General features: G+C 47.6%; 11 protein-coding genes. 9 read left to right on the forward strand and 2 right to left on the reverse strand.

Annotated features, from left to right (window positions below; translation table 11 throughout):
• Nucleotides 1–23 precede the first annotated feature (23 nt).
• Nucleotides 24–386 carry a pentapeptide repeat-containing protein gene (locus NC980_RS12225; protein ID WP_190375276.1) on the forward strand — a complete coding sequence of 121 codons (363 nt, stop codon included), beginning with the start codon at nt 24–26 and terminating at the stop codon, nt 384–386.
• 649 nt (nt 387–1,035) lie between these two features.
• Here the strand turns inward: NC980_RS12225 and NC980_RS12230 are convergent.
• Nucleotides 1,036–1,353 carry a transposase family protein gene (locus NC980_RS12230; protein WP_347272561.1) on the reverse strand — a complete coding sequence of 106 codons (318 nt, stop codon included), beginning with the start codon at nt 1,351–1,353 and terminating at the stop codon, nt 1,036–1,038.
• A gap of 55 nt (nt 1,354–1,408) precedes the next feature.
• Entirely contained in the window at nt 1,409–3,082 is a 1,674-nt protein-coding gene (locus tag NC980_RS12235; protein WP_190375278.1) for a TolC family protein, read from the reverse strand.
• A gap of 362 nt (nt 3,083–3,444) precedes the next feature.
• On the opposite strand from NC980_RS12235, the gene NC980_RS12240 reads away from it, so the two are divergent.
• From NC980_RS12240 to NC980_RS12275, 8 genes are all read left to right on the forward strand, one after another.
• Nucleotides 3,445–4,884, forward strand: a complete 1,440-nt coding sequence (locus NC980_RS12240; protein WP_190375279.1) for an NHLP bacteriocin system secretion protein — start codon at nt 3,445–3,447, stop codon at nt 4,882–4,884.
• A 37-nt stretch (nt 4,885–4,921) separates the two neighbouring features.
• A complete protein-coding gene (locus NC980_RS12245) occupies nt 4,922–7,078 on the forward strand; it encodes an NHLP family bacteriocin export ABC transporter peptidase/permease/ATPase subunit (RefSeq protein WP_190375280.1) in 2,157 nt (718 codons plus the stop codon).
• Nucleotides 7,079–7,118: 40 nt separating this feature from the next.
• Complete coding sequence (locus NC980_RS12250) at nt 7,119–10,013, forward strand: NHLP bacteriocin export ABC transporter permease/ATPase subunit (protein WP_190375281.1); 2,895 nt, start codon at nt 7,119–7,121, stop codon at nt 10,011–10,013.
• A 4-nt stretch (nt 10,014–10,017) separates the two neighbouring features.
• Nucleotides 10,018–10,818, forward strand: coding sequence for a helix-turn-helix domain-containing protein (locus NC980_RS12255; protein ID WP_190375282.1), 801 nt, complete (start codon nt 10,018–10,020; stop codon nt 10,816–10,818).
• Nucleotides 10,819–10,895: 77 nt separating this feature from the next.
• Entirely contained in the window at nt 10,896–11,558 is a 663-nt protein-coding gene (locus NC980_RS12260) for an NHLP leader peptide family RiPP precursor (protein WP_190375283.1), read from the forward strand.
• A gap of 134 nt (nt 11,559–11,692) precedes the next feature.
• Nucleotides 11,693–12,886, forward strand: coding sequence for a radical SAM family RiPP maturation amino acid epimerase (locus NC980_RS12265; protein ID WP_190375284.1), 1,194 nt, complete (start codon nt 11,693–11,695; stop codon nt 12,884–12,886).
• Between the two features lie 6 nt (nt 12,887–12,892).
• A complete protein-coding gene (locus tag NC980_RS12270; RefSeq protein WP_190375285.1) occupies nt 12,893–16,207 on the forward strand; it encodes a type 2 lanthipeptide synthetase LanM family protein in 3,315 nt (1,104 codons plus the stop codon).
• Nucleotides 16,204–16,923, forward strand: coding sequence for a hypothetical protein (locus NC980_RS12275; RefSeq protein ID WP_190375286.1), 720 nt, complete (start codon nt 16,204–16,206; stop codon nt 16,921–16,923). Before NC980_RS12270 ends, NC980_RS12275 begins: the two co-directional genes overlap by 4 nt.
• Nucleotides 16,924–16,925: the final 2 nt, after the last annotated feature.

Here is a 16,925-nt window from a genome sequence, read left to right on the forward strand (position 1 = left end):
TCTTTACTGAGGCTGAAACACAAATGAATACCAAAGAAATTCTGAGCCGATATGCTGCAGGACAACGGGACTTCCGAAATCTGAATTTAATGGCAGTCAACTTCAGAAATGTAAACCTTATGGGTATCAATCTAAGTGGTGCGAACTTAACAAAGGCAAATCTAACTCGAACTAACTTAAGTTGCGCCAATCTTACAGGTGCAATTCTGACTGGGGCAACATTAACCGAAGCGAACCTCACTAGAGCAAATCTCACTGAGGCAAATTTAAGCGATACCAGTTTAAGTGAAGCTACTCTGAACCAGACCTATCTCAAAGGTGCAATTCTACCTGCTGGAGTCAGTGTCAGTACGCTCTCGAAGCATCTGAGAGTGCCACAGGTGTGACGTATCCTACTAGCTTGCCTATCCGGACGCTGTAATCTCTGATTCAGCGTCCGGATAGGCAAGCTAGTAGGATACTCGTTTCATCGGCTGGGCAGTCCCTATCGCCTCCACGAGCGTTGTTTAGGCTCCGCGTGATGCCCCACAGGGTGATAATTGTTTGATACAGCATCGCCTTTCAGCTATCCGTCTCGCGTTACTCCGCCCAATTGGATGGGTCTCGTACTCTTGGGGTAGGACCTTCCCGGACTATGCTGGTTCTGATGGTTGCAGGCATTCCAGTTGGCGGCTTCACCAATAAATCAATCGTACCATGCTGCTATGGTGTTGAAAATGGCGTGGTGACATGTCTTTGTCGTTGGCGTTTCCTCATCGATGTCAATCGCAAAAGCTTTCACTAACCATAAGCCAGGCATCAATTCGCCAATACCTTGGCTTTCATCCCGACGCTCAATCAAAGATTAGAGCACGGGGCTTCCCGCCGAGTTCGCTAAAAGTTGCTGTCTCCATTGCAGTTCAAAGGTTTGGCAGAAATCATCGATGGGACAGAAGAGTTCTTCTAGACCAAGCATGAGGGCAAACTGGGCTTAAAGTTTTGGTATTTTCAGCCGATTGGGTTTGCCCCTTCCTTGTCTCAACCCTTATCCCGAGCTCAGGTTATCGCTAAATGTTCTGTGGGCTGCCATTCAATCGTTTCGATGGCCCAAGCATTGAATGCACTCATCAGCGACGCATATGAAACACGCTCAATTGCTTTGCAAATCGTCGAGTACGAGGGCAAGCGGGCATAGGGCAGTTCCAGCAATTTCAGCAATGCTTTTTGATGCCGTGTCACAAATTCTTCTAACGCTCGATAGCTCGTACAGCCACTCAGCACGCCCATCACGACCTGCAATCGGATCACCCATAGCTCATACTGAGGATGAGTTCGGAAGTCGCGCACTTGATTGAGATGCTCAATCAGGCTTATGGGCTATTCACGGCAGGAACAACGCTTTCATTCTGCTTTTTCTTTCTCCAATAAACTAGCTCTGCCCATTCGGGCTACTTCCTACCCAGCTCACGGCTCGCTTCAGTGCAGCTAGCGCTCGGTTATATCCCAAAGTCGCCTGAATTAAATTGCCCTCTGCCTGGGTCAATCGACTTTCTGCATCTAGCACATCATTTTGAAGTCCAACCCCGGCTCCAAACCGGACTCTAGCCGCACGTAACGCTTCTCTGGCTCGATTCAGGGAAGCAGTCGCAGTCTGAACATTCTTCAGGTTCGACTGTAAGTTAAAGTAGCTTTGCTCCACATCCAACCGGATTTGCTGCCCAGTTTCCGCGAACCGGGTTTCTGCGATCGCAATGTTTTCCGTTTCTTGCGCTGCTCTGGCTCTGGCTGCACCTCCATCGTATAACCTCCACTGGACGCGCATTCCGACGCTATAGCCATCTCCCCAGCCTCGGCTGATACCCTCACCCGGGGCATCATTGCCTAATGCCAATACGTTATAGTTTGCGAACACCCCCACTAGCGGACGGAGTGCTGCCTCTGCTGCCTTGCGTTGATTGATACTAACATTGCGTTGTGCAAGCTGCTGCTGCAATTCGACCCGCTTTTTCAGGGCTTGAACAATACTCTCCTCTAGCGATAGTGTCCAGGGTTCAGCCAGTTTGACCGGCTCTGCGGCGGTTACAGTGATCGTTGCCGAACTATTGAGCAACCGCGAAAGCCGTCTACGGCTCACCTGCTGCTGTGTCTGTGCCACGACGAGTTGCTGTGAGGCATTATCTAATTGAACTTGTGTGTTTAAAACATCCAAGCGGGTTGCTAATCCATTTTTCGACAGCGCTTCCGTGTTGTCCAAACTGCGCGTTGCTTCGGTAACGGCTGCGGTCTCAATCCGAACTTGCTCGTTGGCAGATTGCACGTCATAGTAAGCATTTGTGATATCTAGTTGCAGTTGTTCCAGAATGCGTTCTACTTCCAATTGATTTTGTCGAACTTGTTCTGCAAACACTTGAATTAATGCGGGTCTTTGTCCGCCCGTGTAGAGTGCGTACTCAAGTAGAAAAGAACCGTTGAAGCTGGTGGTGCCATAGTTCTTGAGCGCGTCGAGCGAAGCTTGTCCTTGGGCAAGTTGGGCTTGCGTCTGCAAGAGGCTATTCCGTTGTAAGAAAGCACTTAATGGATCAGTTGGTGACGGAGATGCAAGTAGATCCCTGAGCGCTGCTTCTCCTTGAGTAATCTGTTGACGGGTCTGACGCTCCGTTGCTTGGACTGCAATATCACCGCTTGCAGACAGATCACGACTGAGACTGGCTTGAAAGCTGAAGGTTGGATAGAGCGCGGCTTCTGCTTCGCGCAATGCTGCCTGCGATCGTCGCAGTTGTGCCTGAGCAACCTGCAAAGTAAGACTGTTGCGCTGAGCGGTTTCGATCGCTTGCTTCAGGGTAATCGCAACTGTTTTTTGTACTTCAACTTGATTGGTCTCAGTAGGAAGCTGAAGCCGATTTGGATTGGGCGTTAGATCGGCGGCAGACGGAGTTGCGGGAGCTTCAACCACCGAAGTTTTAGGTTGAACACTGGGTTGTAATGTGGGAAGCGGTGCTGATGGAGCTGGAGGCGGGGATTGAGCCTGAACTGGGTAGATGCCAAATTGCAGCGCGATCGCAGCATTCAGTCCTGCAATAATACCGAAATTTAAACATTTCATCTGTTTCTTATTTCCAGCACAAGTAAATACTCTGTACTCCTAGAATTAGGACTCAGAAGCGAATCAGTTCGCTTGCTAACAGCGTTTGCAAAGTTGCAGAGTTCAGTTTACTCTGATTTCTGAATTTAGATACTCAATTTGAAGTGTAAACTTTTAGCAAAATCTACGTAATACCTAAGTAATTTCACTGCTTATCTCAATAAAAATCCGTGGATTCTCTGTTTATCCCTAAAGAGGATTGCCATCTAATCTTAGGTGTCATTCGCAGTTTATTAGAGAACATCGGCTTATCGATACGATCGGAACTTGTTGAATTGATCCGCAAGAGGAAGTTAAGTCATTAGTGAATTGAAGCTCTTTGTATGTTTAATCCCAATCGAAATGTTTTTCGTAAGGAATCACTAGAGCGGCTGTCTTCGCCGGAACGATTGGATCAATTGATGCAAGTCGTTCGCCCAAAAACCTGGATACCGCTTGCAGCATTAGGTGGATTGTTAACCATTGGGTTAGGCTGGAGCGTTTTTGGGCGAATTCCGATGACCGTTGCAGGACAAGGAGTGCTAATCTATCCTCGTCGAGTGACTTCGCTACAATCTCCGAGCGCTGGGCAACTGCAAAATCTTAGGATCAAAGTTGGAGATGTGGTGAAAAAAGGAGATGTGATTGCCACGATCGACCAACCCGAACTAAAAAAACAGCTTCAGCAACAACAAGCCAAACTCACCGAACTCTTAGCTCAGGGTGAAGACGCAAATCAGTTGCAACAGCAGCGAATTGCGAGTGAAACCACTTCGATCGAGCAGCAACGGCGCAACCTAACTCAGCGCATTGCGAATGCAGAAGAATTAATTCCAGTACTGAAAGATAAAGGGCTAACTTCACTTGAGGTGCAACGACAGAACTTGCAGCAGCGTCTTAGGGATGCTCAAGCGCTCAAACCTGTACTCAAAGAACGATTAGACAATCGACGACAACTATACAAAGATCAATATGTCACCGAAGATCTGGTTCTGCAAGCCGAGCAACAGTATCTCGATCAAAATGCTCAGATTGCGAATATTCAAGCACAGCTTAAAGAACTTGATACTCGTGAAGCAGAAGCACAGCGATCATATCTAGAGAACCTCAGCTTGATTGCGGAGTTGCGATCGCAGCTTCGTGAGCTTGACTCAAGACAAACCTCAGTCGCACAACAGACCTTTGAAGCGAACTTAAGCCGTAAAAATCAGATCAACGAACTGCAACGAGCAATCGCGCAACTCACTCTGCAACTGAAGAACCAAAGTCAGATTGTTAGTCCTTACAGTGGTCGAGTGCTGGAAGTTTCAGCAGTCGATGGTCAGCTTGTCTCAATGGGACTGCGGGTGGGCGTGATTGCCGCCGAGAATGAGTCTGGCTCACTCGAAGGCATTACTTACTTCAGCATTGGAGACGGTAAAAAAGTCAAACCCGGAATGCAAATCCAAATCACACCGCAAACGGTAAAGCGTGAGCGGTTTGGCGGCATTATTGCCAAGGTTAAAAGTGTATCGCCGTTTCCAGTGACCCAAGCTGGGGCAGTGGCGCTACTGGGAAACGAAGAACTGGTAAAAGGATTGTCTGCTCAAGGACCGATGCTTGAAATCACAGCAGAACTACAGCCCGGTGCTGGAAATTTTAGCGGCTATGAATGGTCTTCATCGAAAGGACCAGACCTAAAAATCACGCCAGGAACAACAACGATCGCTCGTGTGGTGGTGGAAGAACGTGCGCCGATTACATTTTTGCTCCCGATTTTGAGGTCGTACACTGGTGTTTATTAAGCTTAAGCTCCCCCAATCTTCCCAATCCTCAAGTCGTGTGAAAACGCCCACAGTGCTACAAATGGAAGCAGTAGAATGTGGAGCCGCCGCTTTAGGAATTATTTTGGCGTACTACGGGCGGATTGTGCCGCTTGCTGAACTGCGCAGAGAGTGCAGCGTTTCCCGCGATGGTAGTAAGGCTTCAAATGTGCTGAAGGCAGCGCGAAACTATGGAATGAGCGCGAAAGGGTTCAAGAAAAGTATTGAAGCCGTGCGTGAGTTAACGCCTCCGTACATTGTGTTCTGGAATTTTAACCACTTTCTCGTCGTTGAGGGCATTCAGGAACAGCGAGTTTATCTCAACGATCCGGCAACAGGACCTAGAACCGTTTCGCTGCAAGAGTTTGATGAGTCATTCACGGGGGTTGCGCTCGTGATTCGACCGACGGATGAATTTAAACGCGGTGGACGAAAGCCAAGTTTAATGCTCGCGCTGGTCGATCGCTTGTCGAGTTCGACGGGTGCACTTTTGTATTGTGTGATCGCTGGTTTCTTTCTGGTGTTACCACGATTAGCAATCCCTGTGTTCAGCCAAGTTTTTGTCGATAATGTGCTGATTGAAGGTCGGTATGAATGGTTACGACCATTAATCTTAGGAATGCTGATTACGGGCTTACTGCAAGCTTTACTCACGTTACTGCAACTGCGCTATCTGAGGAAGCTGAGAGTTAAGCTATCAGTGAAACTGTCGAGTGAATTTCTCTGGCACATTCTGAGATTACCAGTTAGCTTCTATGCACAACGATTTGCGGGCGAAATTAGTAACCGAGTCAGATTAAATGACAATGTTTCAGATGTTTTGTCTGGAAGGTTAGCGAGTACCGTAATTGAAGTCGTGATGCTGATTTTTTACCTGGGGGTAATGATTCAGTACGACTTGGTTTTAACTAGCATTGGTGTGTTTTTTGCGATCGTCAATGTGTCTGCATTGCAGTGGATTTCACGGCGGCGGATTGATACCAATATGCGGCTGGTACAAGAACATGGCAAAGTTGCAGGAGCATCGATCGCGGGACTGCAAAGCATGGAGACTTTGAAAGCATCGGGGCTAGAATCAGAGTTTTTCTCGCGCTGGGCGGGTTACTATGCCAAAGCCATCAATGCTCAACAAGAATTAGATACGGTCGGACAAGTTTTGGAAGCTTTACCTTCATTGCTTTCATCATTGACTACGATGTTGCTGTTAGTCGTGGGTGGCTTTCGAGTGATGGATGGCAATTTGAGTATTGGAATGCTAATTGCGTTCCAATCGTTGATGGGAAGCTTTCAAGGACCTGTCAATAGTTTAGTGAGCTTTGGAAGCAGCCTGCAAGAACTAGAAGGAAGCCTGAATCGGCTTGATGATGTGCTTCAGAATGAAACTGATCCCCAGGTTGAACCCAGACAACAGCCTGTAGTCTTTCAAACACCAAAGCTACAAGGGCATGTAGAGCTAAAAAACATCACTTATGGCTATAGTCGAGCGTCGGATGCTTTGATTGAAAATTTCAATCTCTCGGTCAAACCAGGGCAACGAGTCGCCTTAGTCGGCGGTAGCGGTTCTGGCAAATCCACGATCGCGAAATTGATCACGGGACTGTACGAACCTTGGTCGGGTGAAGTGTTGTTTGATGGAAAGCCACGATCGCAGATTCCCCGAAGTGTGTTAACTCATTCGGTTGCAATGGTTGAGCAAGAAATTTTCTTATTTGCGGGAACTGTGCGAGATAATTTGACGCTTTGGGATGCGACTGTACCAGATAGTTATCTGATTCATGCTTGCCGAGATGCTGCGATTCATGACACGGTGTTATCGATTCCGGGGGGATATGATGCTTTGTTATTAGAAGGAGCGGTGAACTTAAGTGGAGGACAGCGACAGCGATTGGAACTTGCTCGATCGCTCGTTTACAATCCTAGTGTTTTGGTGATGGATGAAGCTACGAGTGCATTAGATACTGAAACCGAGAAGATCATTGATCAAAATTTGCGTCGTCGGGGTTGTACCTGCGTGATTGTGGCGCATCGATTGAGTACGATTCGCGATTGTGATGAAATCATTGTTCTAGAGCGAGGGCGAGTGGTACAGCGTGGAACTCATGAACAATTGCGCGATCGAGATGGGGTTTATGCTCGGTTGATTAAGACTGAGGGCGAAGCATTACAGGGAGAGTAGTCACCTGTGTTTGATTAAAGTTCTATCTGCGATTTGATTCATGCTGAACTCATTTTTTGCCAAAGCGACTGGAAACGTTAAAGACATCACTGCGAATCAGCCTTTATTTCTCGCTGATTCAGACAAAACGTTCTGGTGGATTCGGTCTGGCTCTGTGGCAGTGTTTGCAGTGTCGGTCGAGCAGGGAACTCCTGCGGCGGCTCGACGCTATTTGTTTAGCTTAGAAGCGGGCGCGGCATTGTTTAATTCTGAATTGGAGGAGAGCGATCGACAGCTTTTAGTTGTGCCGATCGAACCAACAGAATTGGTACAGTATACGATTTCAACTGAGAAGGGCGATTTTCAGATTGACCCGATTGCACTTCTTAAAGCTTGGATTGATCATCTCAGTGCTGCCCTTCAGTCTGAGAATACAATCGCTTACACAAAAAACACAGCAACTGGTCAATCTCTTTCATCATTGGAATTAGAAGCAGGTCAGACTTACCAATCCTCTGAGATTGATTGGTTGCAAGTGCAGACCGGATGCTTCTCCTGGATGGGGCTAAAGTCGCTAGATGTAGAAACAGGTAGGTTTCCCCTTAGTCATCATGCTTGGATTAAAGCAGAACAGCGATCGACTCTGACGCTCAGCGCGACTCAAGATTTGAACTGGAATCAAATTTTATCCAGCCTAGCCGTGTTTCACTCGGTTGTCTTCGATGCGATTGCTTGGCTAGAACAACAAGAAGCCCAATCAGAACTTCAGCGTTTTGCGGAAAAAGAACGACTGAATCAGCAAGTGACCGAATCTGCCTTTGGTGAGTTAGCTTCGATTCTGATCCCGAAACAGAAGCAGTCTTTTTTTGAAGGCGATGCCTTACTGATTGCGATGGGTGCAGTTGGTCGATCGCTCAACATTGAGATCCGTCCCCCGGCAAAATCAGAAAATTTATCGCGGCTGAAAGATCCCTTAGAAGCGATCGTGCGATCGTCTCGAATTCGCAGCCGTCGGGTGTTGTTGCGAGATGATTGGTGGCGGCAAGATGCTGGCGCACTACTCGCTTATCGCAAAGCAGATCAATCTCCAGTCGCTTTGTTACCGATTCGGGGAGCACGTTATGACTTGTTTGATCCCACAGATCAATCCCGAACGCTTGTAACCCCTGAAGTTGCTGCAACTTTAGCCCCGGAAAGCGTGATGTTTTACCGCCCCCTACCCGCAACATTGCTGAACGCGGGCGATTTAATTCGATTTGCAGGCAGAGGACGCTTCAAAGACTTTGCCACCGTCATCGTCATGGGCATTCTGGGGTCGGTGCTGGGCATGGTTGTACCCCAAGCCACCGGGATTTTGATGGATTCAGCCATTCCCAACAGCGATCGTAGCCTAGTGCTTCAGCTTGCATTAGGACTCGCGGCAACTGCATTCGGTTCGACCATGTTTCAGCTTACCCAGACTTTTGCAAGTTTGAGATCGGAAACCGCTTCAGATGCAACGACACAAGCTGCCGTGTGGGATCGATTGCTCAATCTCCGCATGGGATTTTTTCGGCGATACTCGGTTGGAGATTTGCAGTCTCGCGTCACCGCAATTAGTAGCATTCGGCAACAATTGAGCAGTACGACTTTAAGAACGCTATTTAGCGGATTTTTCTCGCTGCTGAATCTGGGATTGCTGATGTTCTATAGTTTTAAGCTATCGATCGTAGCCATTGTTGTCGCGCTCATTTCGATCATTGTTACCACTGTTTCAGGTGTGCTGCTGCTTCGTAAACAGCGTCCGCTGTTAGAGCTACAAGGAACCATTTTTGGTTTGGTTGTGCAATTGATTAATGGCATCTCGAAACTGCGGGTTGCCGGGGCTGAAGAACGAGCGTTCGCTTACTGGAGCCGTCGATATAGTCAGCAGATTAAGCTGGAACTAAGCACTCAATTGATCGAAGATGTGGTGATATTGTTCAATACAATCATGCCGACCTTAACCTCGATCGCGCTGTACTGGTTTGTAGTAGGAATGCTGACAAAACCTGCGACCGCATTAGATGCAGAGCCAATGTCAACCGGTACATTCCTAGCATTTAGTTCTGCATTTGGAACCTTTATTAGTGGTGCCACCAGTTTGAGCAATACCACTCTCAGCATTCTGTCCGTGATTCCGCTTTGGAAACGAGCCAAGCCAATTCTCGAAGAACTTCCAGAAGTCGATCAAAGTAAAGCTGATCCAGGTAGACTCGCTGGAGGTATTAAGATTGATCATGTTGTATTTCGCTATCGAATGGATGGAGCGCTGACGCTCGATGATGTCAGTTTAGAGGCAAATCCCGGTGAATTTATTGCCTTGATCGGCCCTTCTGGAAGTGGTAAGTCAACCATTCTGCGACTTTTACTGGGGTTTGATACTCCAGAGCTAGGCAGCATTTTCTATGATGGACAAGATTTGGCAGGGTTAGATATCTATGCAGTGCGTCGTCAAATTGGTGTTGTTTTACAAAATGCTCGAATTAATTCTGCCTCAATTTTTGACAACATTGCTTCCGGCGCTCAAGTCACAATGGACGAAGCATGGGAAGCCGCACAGATGGCAGGATTTGCCGAAGATATTCAGGCAATGCCGATGGGAATGCACACCGTAATCAGCGAAGGTGGCAGCAATCTTTCCGGCGGGCAACGGCAGCGATTGATTATTGCACGAGCGCTGGTGCTGAAACCTCGGATTTTATTTTTTGATGAAGCGACCAGTGCGCTAGATAATCGGACTCAAGCGATCGTCAGTGAAAGCCTCGATCGACTCAATGTAACGCGGATTGTGATTGCTCATCGCCTCAGCACGATTCGCAACGCCGATCGCATCTATGTCTTGCAGGCAGGGAGAGTGGTGCAGGTCGGAAGCTTTGATCAGTTAGCAAAGCAGAATGGCTTATTTTCTCAGTTAATTGCTCGGCAAGTGGTGTAGGAAAATGAACAGAATCCTGGTGATTGAAACCGAGAGGAAAGCTAGAGAACAGTTAATTCAATGTCTTGAAGCTGAAGAATTTCACGCGATCGGCTGTGAAACCGCACCGATGGCAATGCAAACAGCACATCAATGGTTGCCTCATTTGATTCTCTGTGGCGTGAATTCCTCGAATCTGGACGGATTTGAGCTTTTGGCTTCGCTGCGTCAACAGACCGCAACGTTACCTATTCCTTTTATTTTTCTGAGCGCTCAAGCAACCACAGAAGACTATCGTCGGGGGATGGAGCTCGGTGCAGATGACTATCTGATTCAGCCTTCGATCGCAGAATTACTGCGAGTGATCACAGTCCGCATCGATCGCCAAGCCAAACTAAAGCAATGGTATGCCGCTCAATCGACAGTTCCATCAGATTCAACGATTTTTCCCACTGTGTCTGCCCGGCTTCAAGTTATATTTGACTTTCTCGAAGCGCATTACACAGAAGAGATTGGGCTAAAAGATGTTGCTGAGGCGGTTGGATATTCATCGACTTATCTTACTCACCTTGTCCGCAAGCAAACTGGGCAATCATTACATAGTTGGTTGATACAGCGTCGAATGAAAGCTGCATCGGCTTTATTGATTGAAACCGATCGCTCCATTGAGGAGATTGCGCGATCAGTGGGCTATTTGAATGTTTGTAATTTCTTTCGCCAATTTCGGCAAATCTATGGACAAACGCCTCGATCGTGGCGAAATCAACATCGAGGGACTTGCGATTTCTTAGTTCTCGAACGGGATCGAAAGAAATGCAATGTTTAACCAAGGAAACGCAACACTGGAATGAGTGCGATCGCATTTAATAGCGAAGAGCCTCAATCTATATTAGGAGCTTGACAATGCAAACAATTCAAGAAGCACTAGAGCAGGTATGGAGCGATGAAGCGCTCAAAAATCGCTTATTGAGCGATCCGAAGCCTGTCTTGTCTGAGTTTGGTTTGGACATTTCCGACCAAGTTGACGTTAAAGTGCATGAGAACACGGCAAACTGCCTCAACTTTATTTTGCCTGAGCAAGCGATTTTTGAAGGGGCTGACCCTGAAGCGCTTGATCCGGTTGCAGGGAAAGTGATGAAGCGAGCCTGGGCAGACAGTGAGTTCAAGACGCAATTGCTAGCTGAGCCGAAAGCTGCAATTCAAGATGCGACGGGCGTAACACTCCCAGAAGAGATGACCGTCAATGTCTATGAAAACACTCCAGAAGTGCGCCACATGATTTTGCCTGCGAACCCGAATGACTCAGAACTGAGCGATATGGATCTTGAAGGGGTTGCGGGTGGACTGTCTAAAGGCGCACAATGGGGCGTCGGCTGTGGCTCTGCTGGTGCAGTTACAGGAGTCGCTGCCGGAGGATTCGGAATCGCTGCTGCTGCTTTAGCCTTTAGTGCAGTTGGAACAGCCGTCACTGGAATTATTGCTGGCGGTTTAGGAGTTGCAGGCGGTGTAGCATCGGGTATCTCAACAGCAGGTGGCACAGTTGCAAGTTCAAAGGGCAAGTGCTAATCCCTAACTTGCGTCAAGCAGCATTTCGATCGTCTGAATGAGTTCCTTCGAGCCAAGTCAGACATTGTGCTGAATCCTAGCTCCCTGAAATCAGTGGTTGAAATTGGGGAGCTATTTTTAATCAGATGACTTTTATGAGTGCTTCCCTTTTTTCTAGTAACATTGGCTTGATTGATGCGGTATCCCTGCGCCAGAATTTGAAGCAATGGGCAGGAACACAGACGCAATCTTGGTGTGATCTGTCGGATGCAGCGTTGCAACAACGCCTCTCGACTACGAGCCATCTCAAACGATTCTTGGAAAAATATTGCGTCGATCGTAGCTTTCGGGAAGCGCTGCAAAGCAATCCGGGTGAGGCGATTCAACAAGCTGGACTTGCCGTAGCGCTACAAGATGTTGAATCCCTCTGGACACATCAGCCTGGAACAATTTCCGAAACGCTTCAGCATTTCTTTGCGTTTGGTCAAGATCGCTTACATTGGTCAGAACTCCAATCAATCAGTGCTCAATCGAGCCATGCGAAGTATCGAGCTTGGCGATCGCGGCAAATTAAACGCACTCAGCGCGAAATGCCTTTGATTGCTGCCAATCTAGCGCACGTCCCTGTGTGTTTTGAACTGAGTCAAGGTTGCTCAGTTGGTTGCTCGTTTTGCGCGATCTCCGCTTCGTCGCTACAAAATAATTTCTACTACACACCGGAAAATGCAAAGCTCTGGAGATCGATGCTTCAGGTACTACAAGATTTACTTGGAACGGCTGTGAGTGCGGGATTTTGCTATTGGGCGACTGATCCGCTTGATAATCCTGATTATGAACAATTCGCGGCTGAGTTTCATGATGTTTTAGGAATTTTTCCGCAAACTACCACAGCACAACCAACGAAATATCCTGAACGGTTGCGCTCGCTGCTCAAGCATTCGCTCGAAAAAGGATGTAAGTTGAATCGGCTATCAATTTTGTCAGCCAAAACGCTCGATCGCGTGTATAAAGAATTCACGGCTGAAGAGTTGGCGTTTGTCGGGATTGTGCCACAAAATCCAGAAGCAGTTGTGATCACGCAGTTTCCGTTTAAAGCTGAACTTGCTCCCAAAATTAATGCAGGACGGACATTCGGGACAGTGCGAAAACAACCTGTGATCGACGGCACGATCGCTTGTGTGAGTGGATTTTTGATCAATCTCGTCACGCGATCGATTCAATTAATCAGTCCTTGTAAAGCAACACCAGAAGTTCCTCGTGGCTACATTGTCTATGACGAAGAAACCTTCACAAATAGTGCCAGTTTGCGATCGATTTGCGATCGCATGATCGATCAACATATGTCCTAGCTGCCCATGATTGCCCAACCCCTGCAAATTTCTATTGCTCGATCGCTGACGGAAAAAGCCTTACTTCCCGATGAATGGTCAACGATTTGTGATACCCGTTTATCGAGCGATCGGCAGGGTGCTGAACAGTTGTTCCTTCGCTGGCAGAAACGGTTAGGGATGCGACAGGCTGATCCAAATGCGTTCGAGAAACGTTTACAGCAGTTAAAACTGGATCAAGACAGTGCGATCGCGTTTCTGACACCACGTAAGCTTCCTGAGGACACATCCCTTCCAGACTGGGCGATCGTGTTAGAAGCCATTCTACAAGTTGACAACTTTAAGCAACCGATTCTTAGCATTGCACAACTGCAAGCCTGGACAGAGGCAGAAGTGCAACAGTATGACATCAATCTTGGTGCAGTGCCACTGTTCCCAGAGTTTCTACATCCTTTTGTAACATGGGCACTGCGGGAAATTCAGTCACAGCAACCGGACTTATTAAGTTGGAATGCGATCGAAACGATCGGACGATATCTAGTTTGGCGATTGTCGGAGCTATCAGCACGCACTATTGCTTATGAAGTCAAGCAACACAGCTTCAAAGGCAAACTGCTGGGTGACACTCCAGAGCTACGGTATCAATATTTTGCTGAGCAAGTTTTAGGAAATTCAGCAGGACTCGCAGAGCTATTGCTGCAATATCCAGTATTAGGGCGGCTTTTAGCCGTTGCAACTCAACAAGTTGCCAGTTCAATCATCGAATTACTAACACGATTTAAGCAGGATATAGTCGATCTGGCTCAAGTCTTTGGCTGTGATCGTACTTCGTCGATCGCAGCATTGTTTCCCGGATTGTCTGATTCCCATCAAGGAGGGCGAACAGTCTGTCTTGTTCAAGTGAGCGATCAAACTAAACTAATTTATAAGCCTCGGAGCTTAGCGATCGATCATGCCTTCTATCACTTGATCGATTGGTTAAATCAAACCGGAAGCACACCGACATTTAAGACACTCAAAATTCTTGATCGTGTTGAATATGGCTGGACAGAATTTGTTGCGACTCAATCTTGTGATTCTGAAGCAGCGATCGCTCGATACTATCAACGTCAAGGCGGGCATGTTGCGCTGGCTTACTTCCTGTGTGGCGTGGATTTTCACTATGAAAACTTTATTCCATGTGGTGAATATCCAGTTCCGATCGACTTAGAAGCGCTACTGACGAGTGGAGTTCATGTTCCCGCACGTGAATGGAAACATCTGCCGAAGTATCTTTTACCTTCGAGTTTGTTTTCGATGCTATCAACCGGAATGTCAACCTATTGGCGGTCTGGAGATTTTGATCAGATTCTTTTTGCTGCCAGTGGGATCAATGGCAGTGGAGATCGCCCCTGGCATACTGCGGTTTCAGCTTGGAGCAACATCAATACCGATCGACTAACACTCAAACGCACTGCTCAACCTCTGCATTTTGATCAGAGCTTACCGCGATTGAATGATCAGCGAATTTCGGTCGATCGCTTTTTACCTGACGTTGTACAAGGGTTTGCTGCGGTTTATCGAACGTTACTTCAGCATCGCAAGTATTTACTTTCAGAAGAAAGCCCATTGCAGGCATTCTACTCGGTGCAAACTCGTGTTTTAGTGCGCGACACGAGCGATTATTCTGGATTACTAGCCTGGAGTGTAGCACCCGATCAGCTTACCAGTGGTGCAGCCTTTTTTGTGGCATTAGAGTCTTTGAGTGAACTGAGTCCGACCTGTGCCAGTCTAGCTCCGACTCAAGCGATCGTCGATGAAGAACGGCAGTGCTTACGCTGGCTCGACATTCCTAGTTTTTATGGATCGCCTGCTTCGATCGACATTTATTCTAGTGAGGGCACTCTCTATCCTGCCTTTGTTCAGCAGCCAAGCTTTCAACAGATGCAGCAGCGCCTAGAAGATGCTTCTGAAGAAGACTTAATTTGGCAAGCGGAACTTTTGCGGGTTTCATTAGCCATGGCACTGAATCTAGAAGCAGCCCCGAATCAAACCTCAAAACCCGCTTGGTTGAATCAATCATTGAATGCTGAATGGTTACAACTCAATGGTTGGGTTCCATTAAATGCTGCGGTAGCCGAAACAGAAGCCACTGATCCGATGCTGAAGTTAGAGACGCACCTAAGCGCGATCGCAGAAGTTCTGACAAATCTAGCCCTAAATCATATGGAGGGTAGTAGTTGGCTTAGTTTAGGACGAACTAACAACTCTGCAATGGTCGCTCCGGTGCATCATTATCCGTGGCACGCAGCGGGAGCAGCAGGAACAAGCTTGTTGTTTGCCAATCTCGCTCGACACACCGGAAACGAACAATACGCCCGTTTAGCGCGAGGGGGAATGAAATTTACTTTCTCAATGCTAGAGCAATTCAGCCAAGCGGGATTGTGGAATGATCTTTCCGTTTCGGGATATCACGGAATTGGGTTAGGCATCTATGCTTTGACGGAAACCGGGCGATGCCTCAACGATCGCAGCTTGATTGATCAAGCGTTGTCGATCGCTCTTAAACTAACCTCAGAGAAGCTACTGCGAGAAACTAATCCAGATATTCTGTGTGGCGCGGCTGGCGGATTGCTCACCTTGCTGCATCTACACCGACTGCATCCAGATCAAAGATTAGTCGATCGAGCCATTGATCTTGCCACTCCGATTCTCAAGTCCCAAGCTTCGGGAGCAGCAGCCGGATGGTTTATTCCTGAGTTTGAGCGTCCGTTGATGGGAATGGGACATGGCGCGGCAGGGATTAGTTATGCGTTGTTGCAGCTTTATGCAATAACAGGTGATTCACGCTTTAAGGAGTCGGCTCAGCGCGGAATCGCATTCGAGCAGCAGAACTTTGCGATCGAGCAGCAAGACTGGGCGGATTTTCGTCAGCCGATTGGACACACTCAGTTTATGACAGGCTGGTGTGCAGGCGCTCCGGGAATTGGTTTAGCTCGGCTGGGAAGCTTGGGAATGCTGGAAGATGAAGCGGAGATTTGGATTGATATTGAACGAGCGATCGCAGCAACCCAGAAGCATCTTGGCAAAGCACAACATCATTTATGCTGTGGTGAAGCGGGGCGAATTGTGTTTCTGGCAAAAGCAGCACAGCAATTAAATCGCCCGGAATTGTGGGAAACTGCAATCCAAGCCGCAGTTGCAACTATGACATTTTATGAGCGGCGCGGTTACTGGCGATTGCACGAGTTTTCAGAACGCAGAATCATTCCTGGCTTACTCGATGGCGTTGCTGGTATCGGGTTGATGTTGCTCTGGTTACTTGATCCAAAATCAACTTCTCAAGCTTGGATGTTGGCATGATGAAACCCTCGACACAAATAGATGCCTTTCAAGCGTTTCACAGCATTCCGATGTTGAGTGAATCCGAATGTCAAACGATTCGCTCAGTGATTTATGAATTGAAGCAGGATTGGACACGGCGCAATCCGTTTCTACCGTCTTACACGCTGGGAGCGGCAAGCTATCTCGATGCTGCTGAAAATGAGCAATATCTGCAATCTGCACAGCGATCGAATCCATTACTCTCTAGTCGATTTGCTGGGTTGTATCAACGCTTAGGAACTGTTCTTGCTCAACATTTAGGAGCACCAATCAACTACAATCACTCGTTTGCACTACCTGGGTTTCATATCTATCTATCGTGCGTTCTTTTTGAGTTCCCGATCGCTTCGATTCACATCGATTTACAGTATCAACAATTGCAGTGGGATGCAGAGGATACGGATTTTACCAATCCAATCTCCTTCACCTTACCCATCTCACTCCCGCAGTCAGGTGGAGGGTTGAATGTTTGGAATGTTGAGCAATCAGAAATGCCTGATTCAGCATCATTGCAGCAACTCATTCAATCTCGTGAGCAGCGCTTTTACCCGTATGAGATCGGATCATTGGTTGTGCATTCTGGATCGACATTACATCAGGCGGCACCGGGTTCTAACTTAAAACCAGATGACGATCGAATTACGTTACAAGGACACGGATTATTCAGTCGTGGATGCTGGCAACTGTATTGGTGATT

It is taken from the genome of Leptolyngbya sp. AS-A5 (genome assembly GCF_039962495.1).
In the GTDB taxonomy this organism is placed as follows: domain Bacteria; phylum Cyanobacteriota; class Cyanobacteriia; order Leptolyngbyales; family Leptolyngbyaceae; genus Leptolyngbya.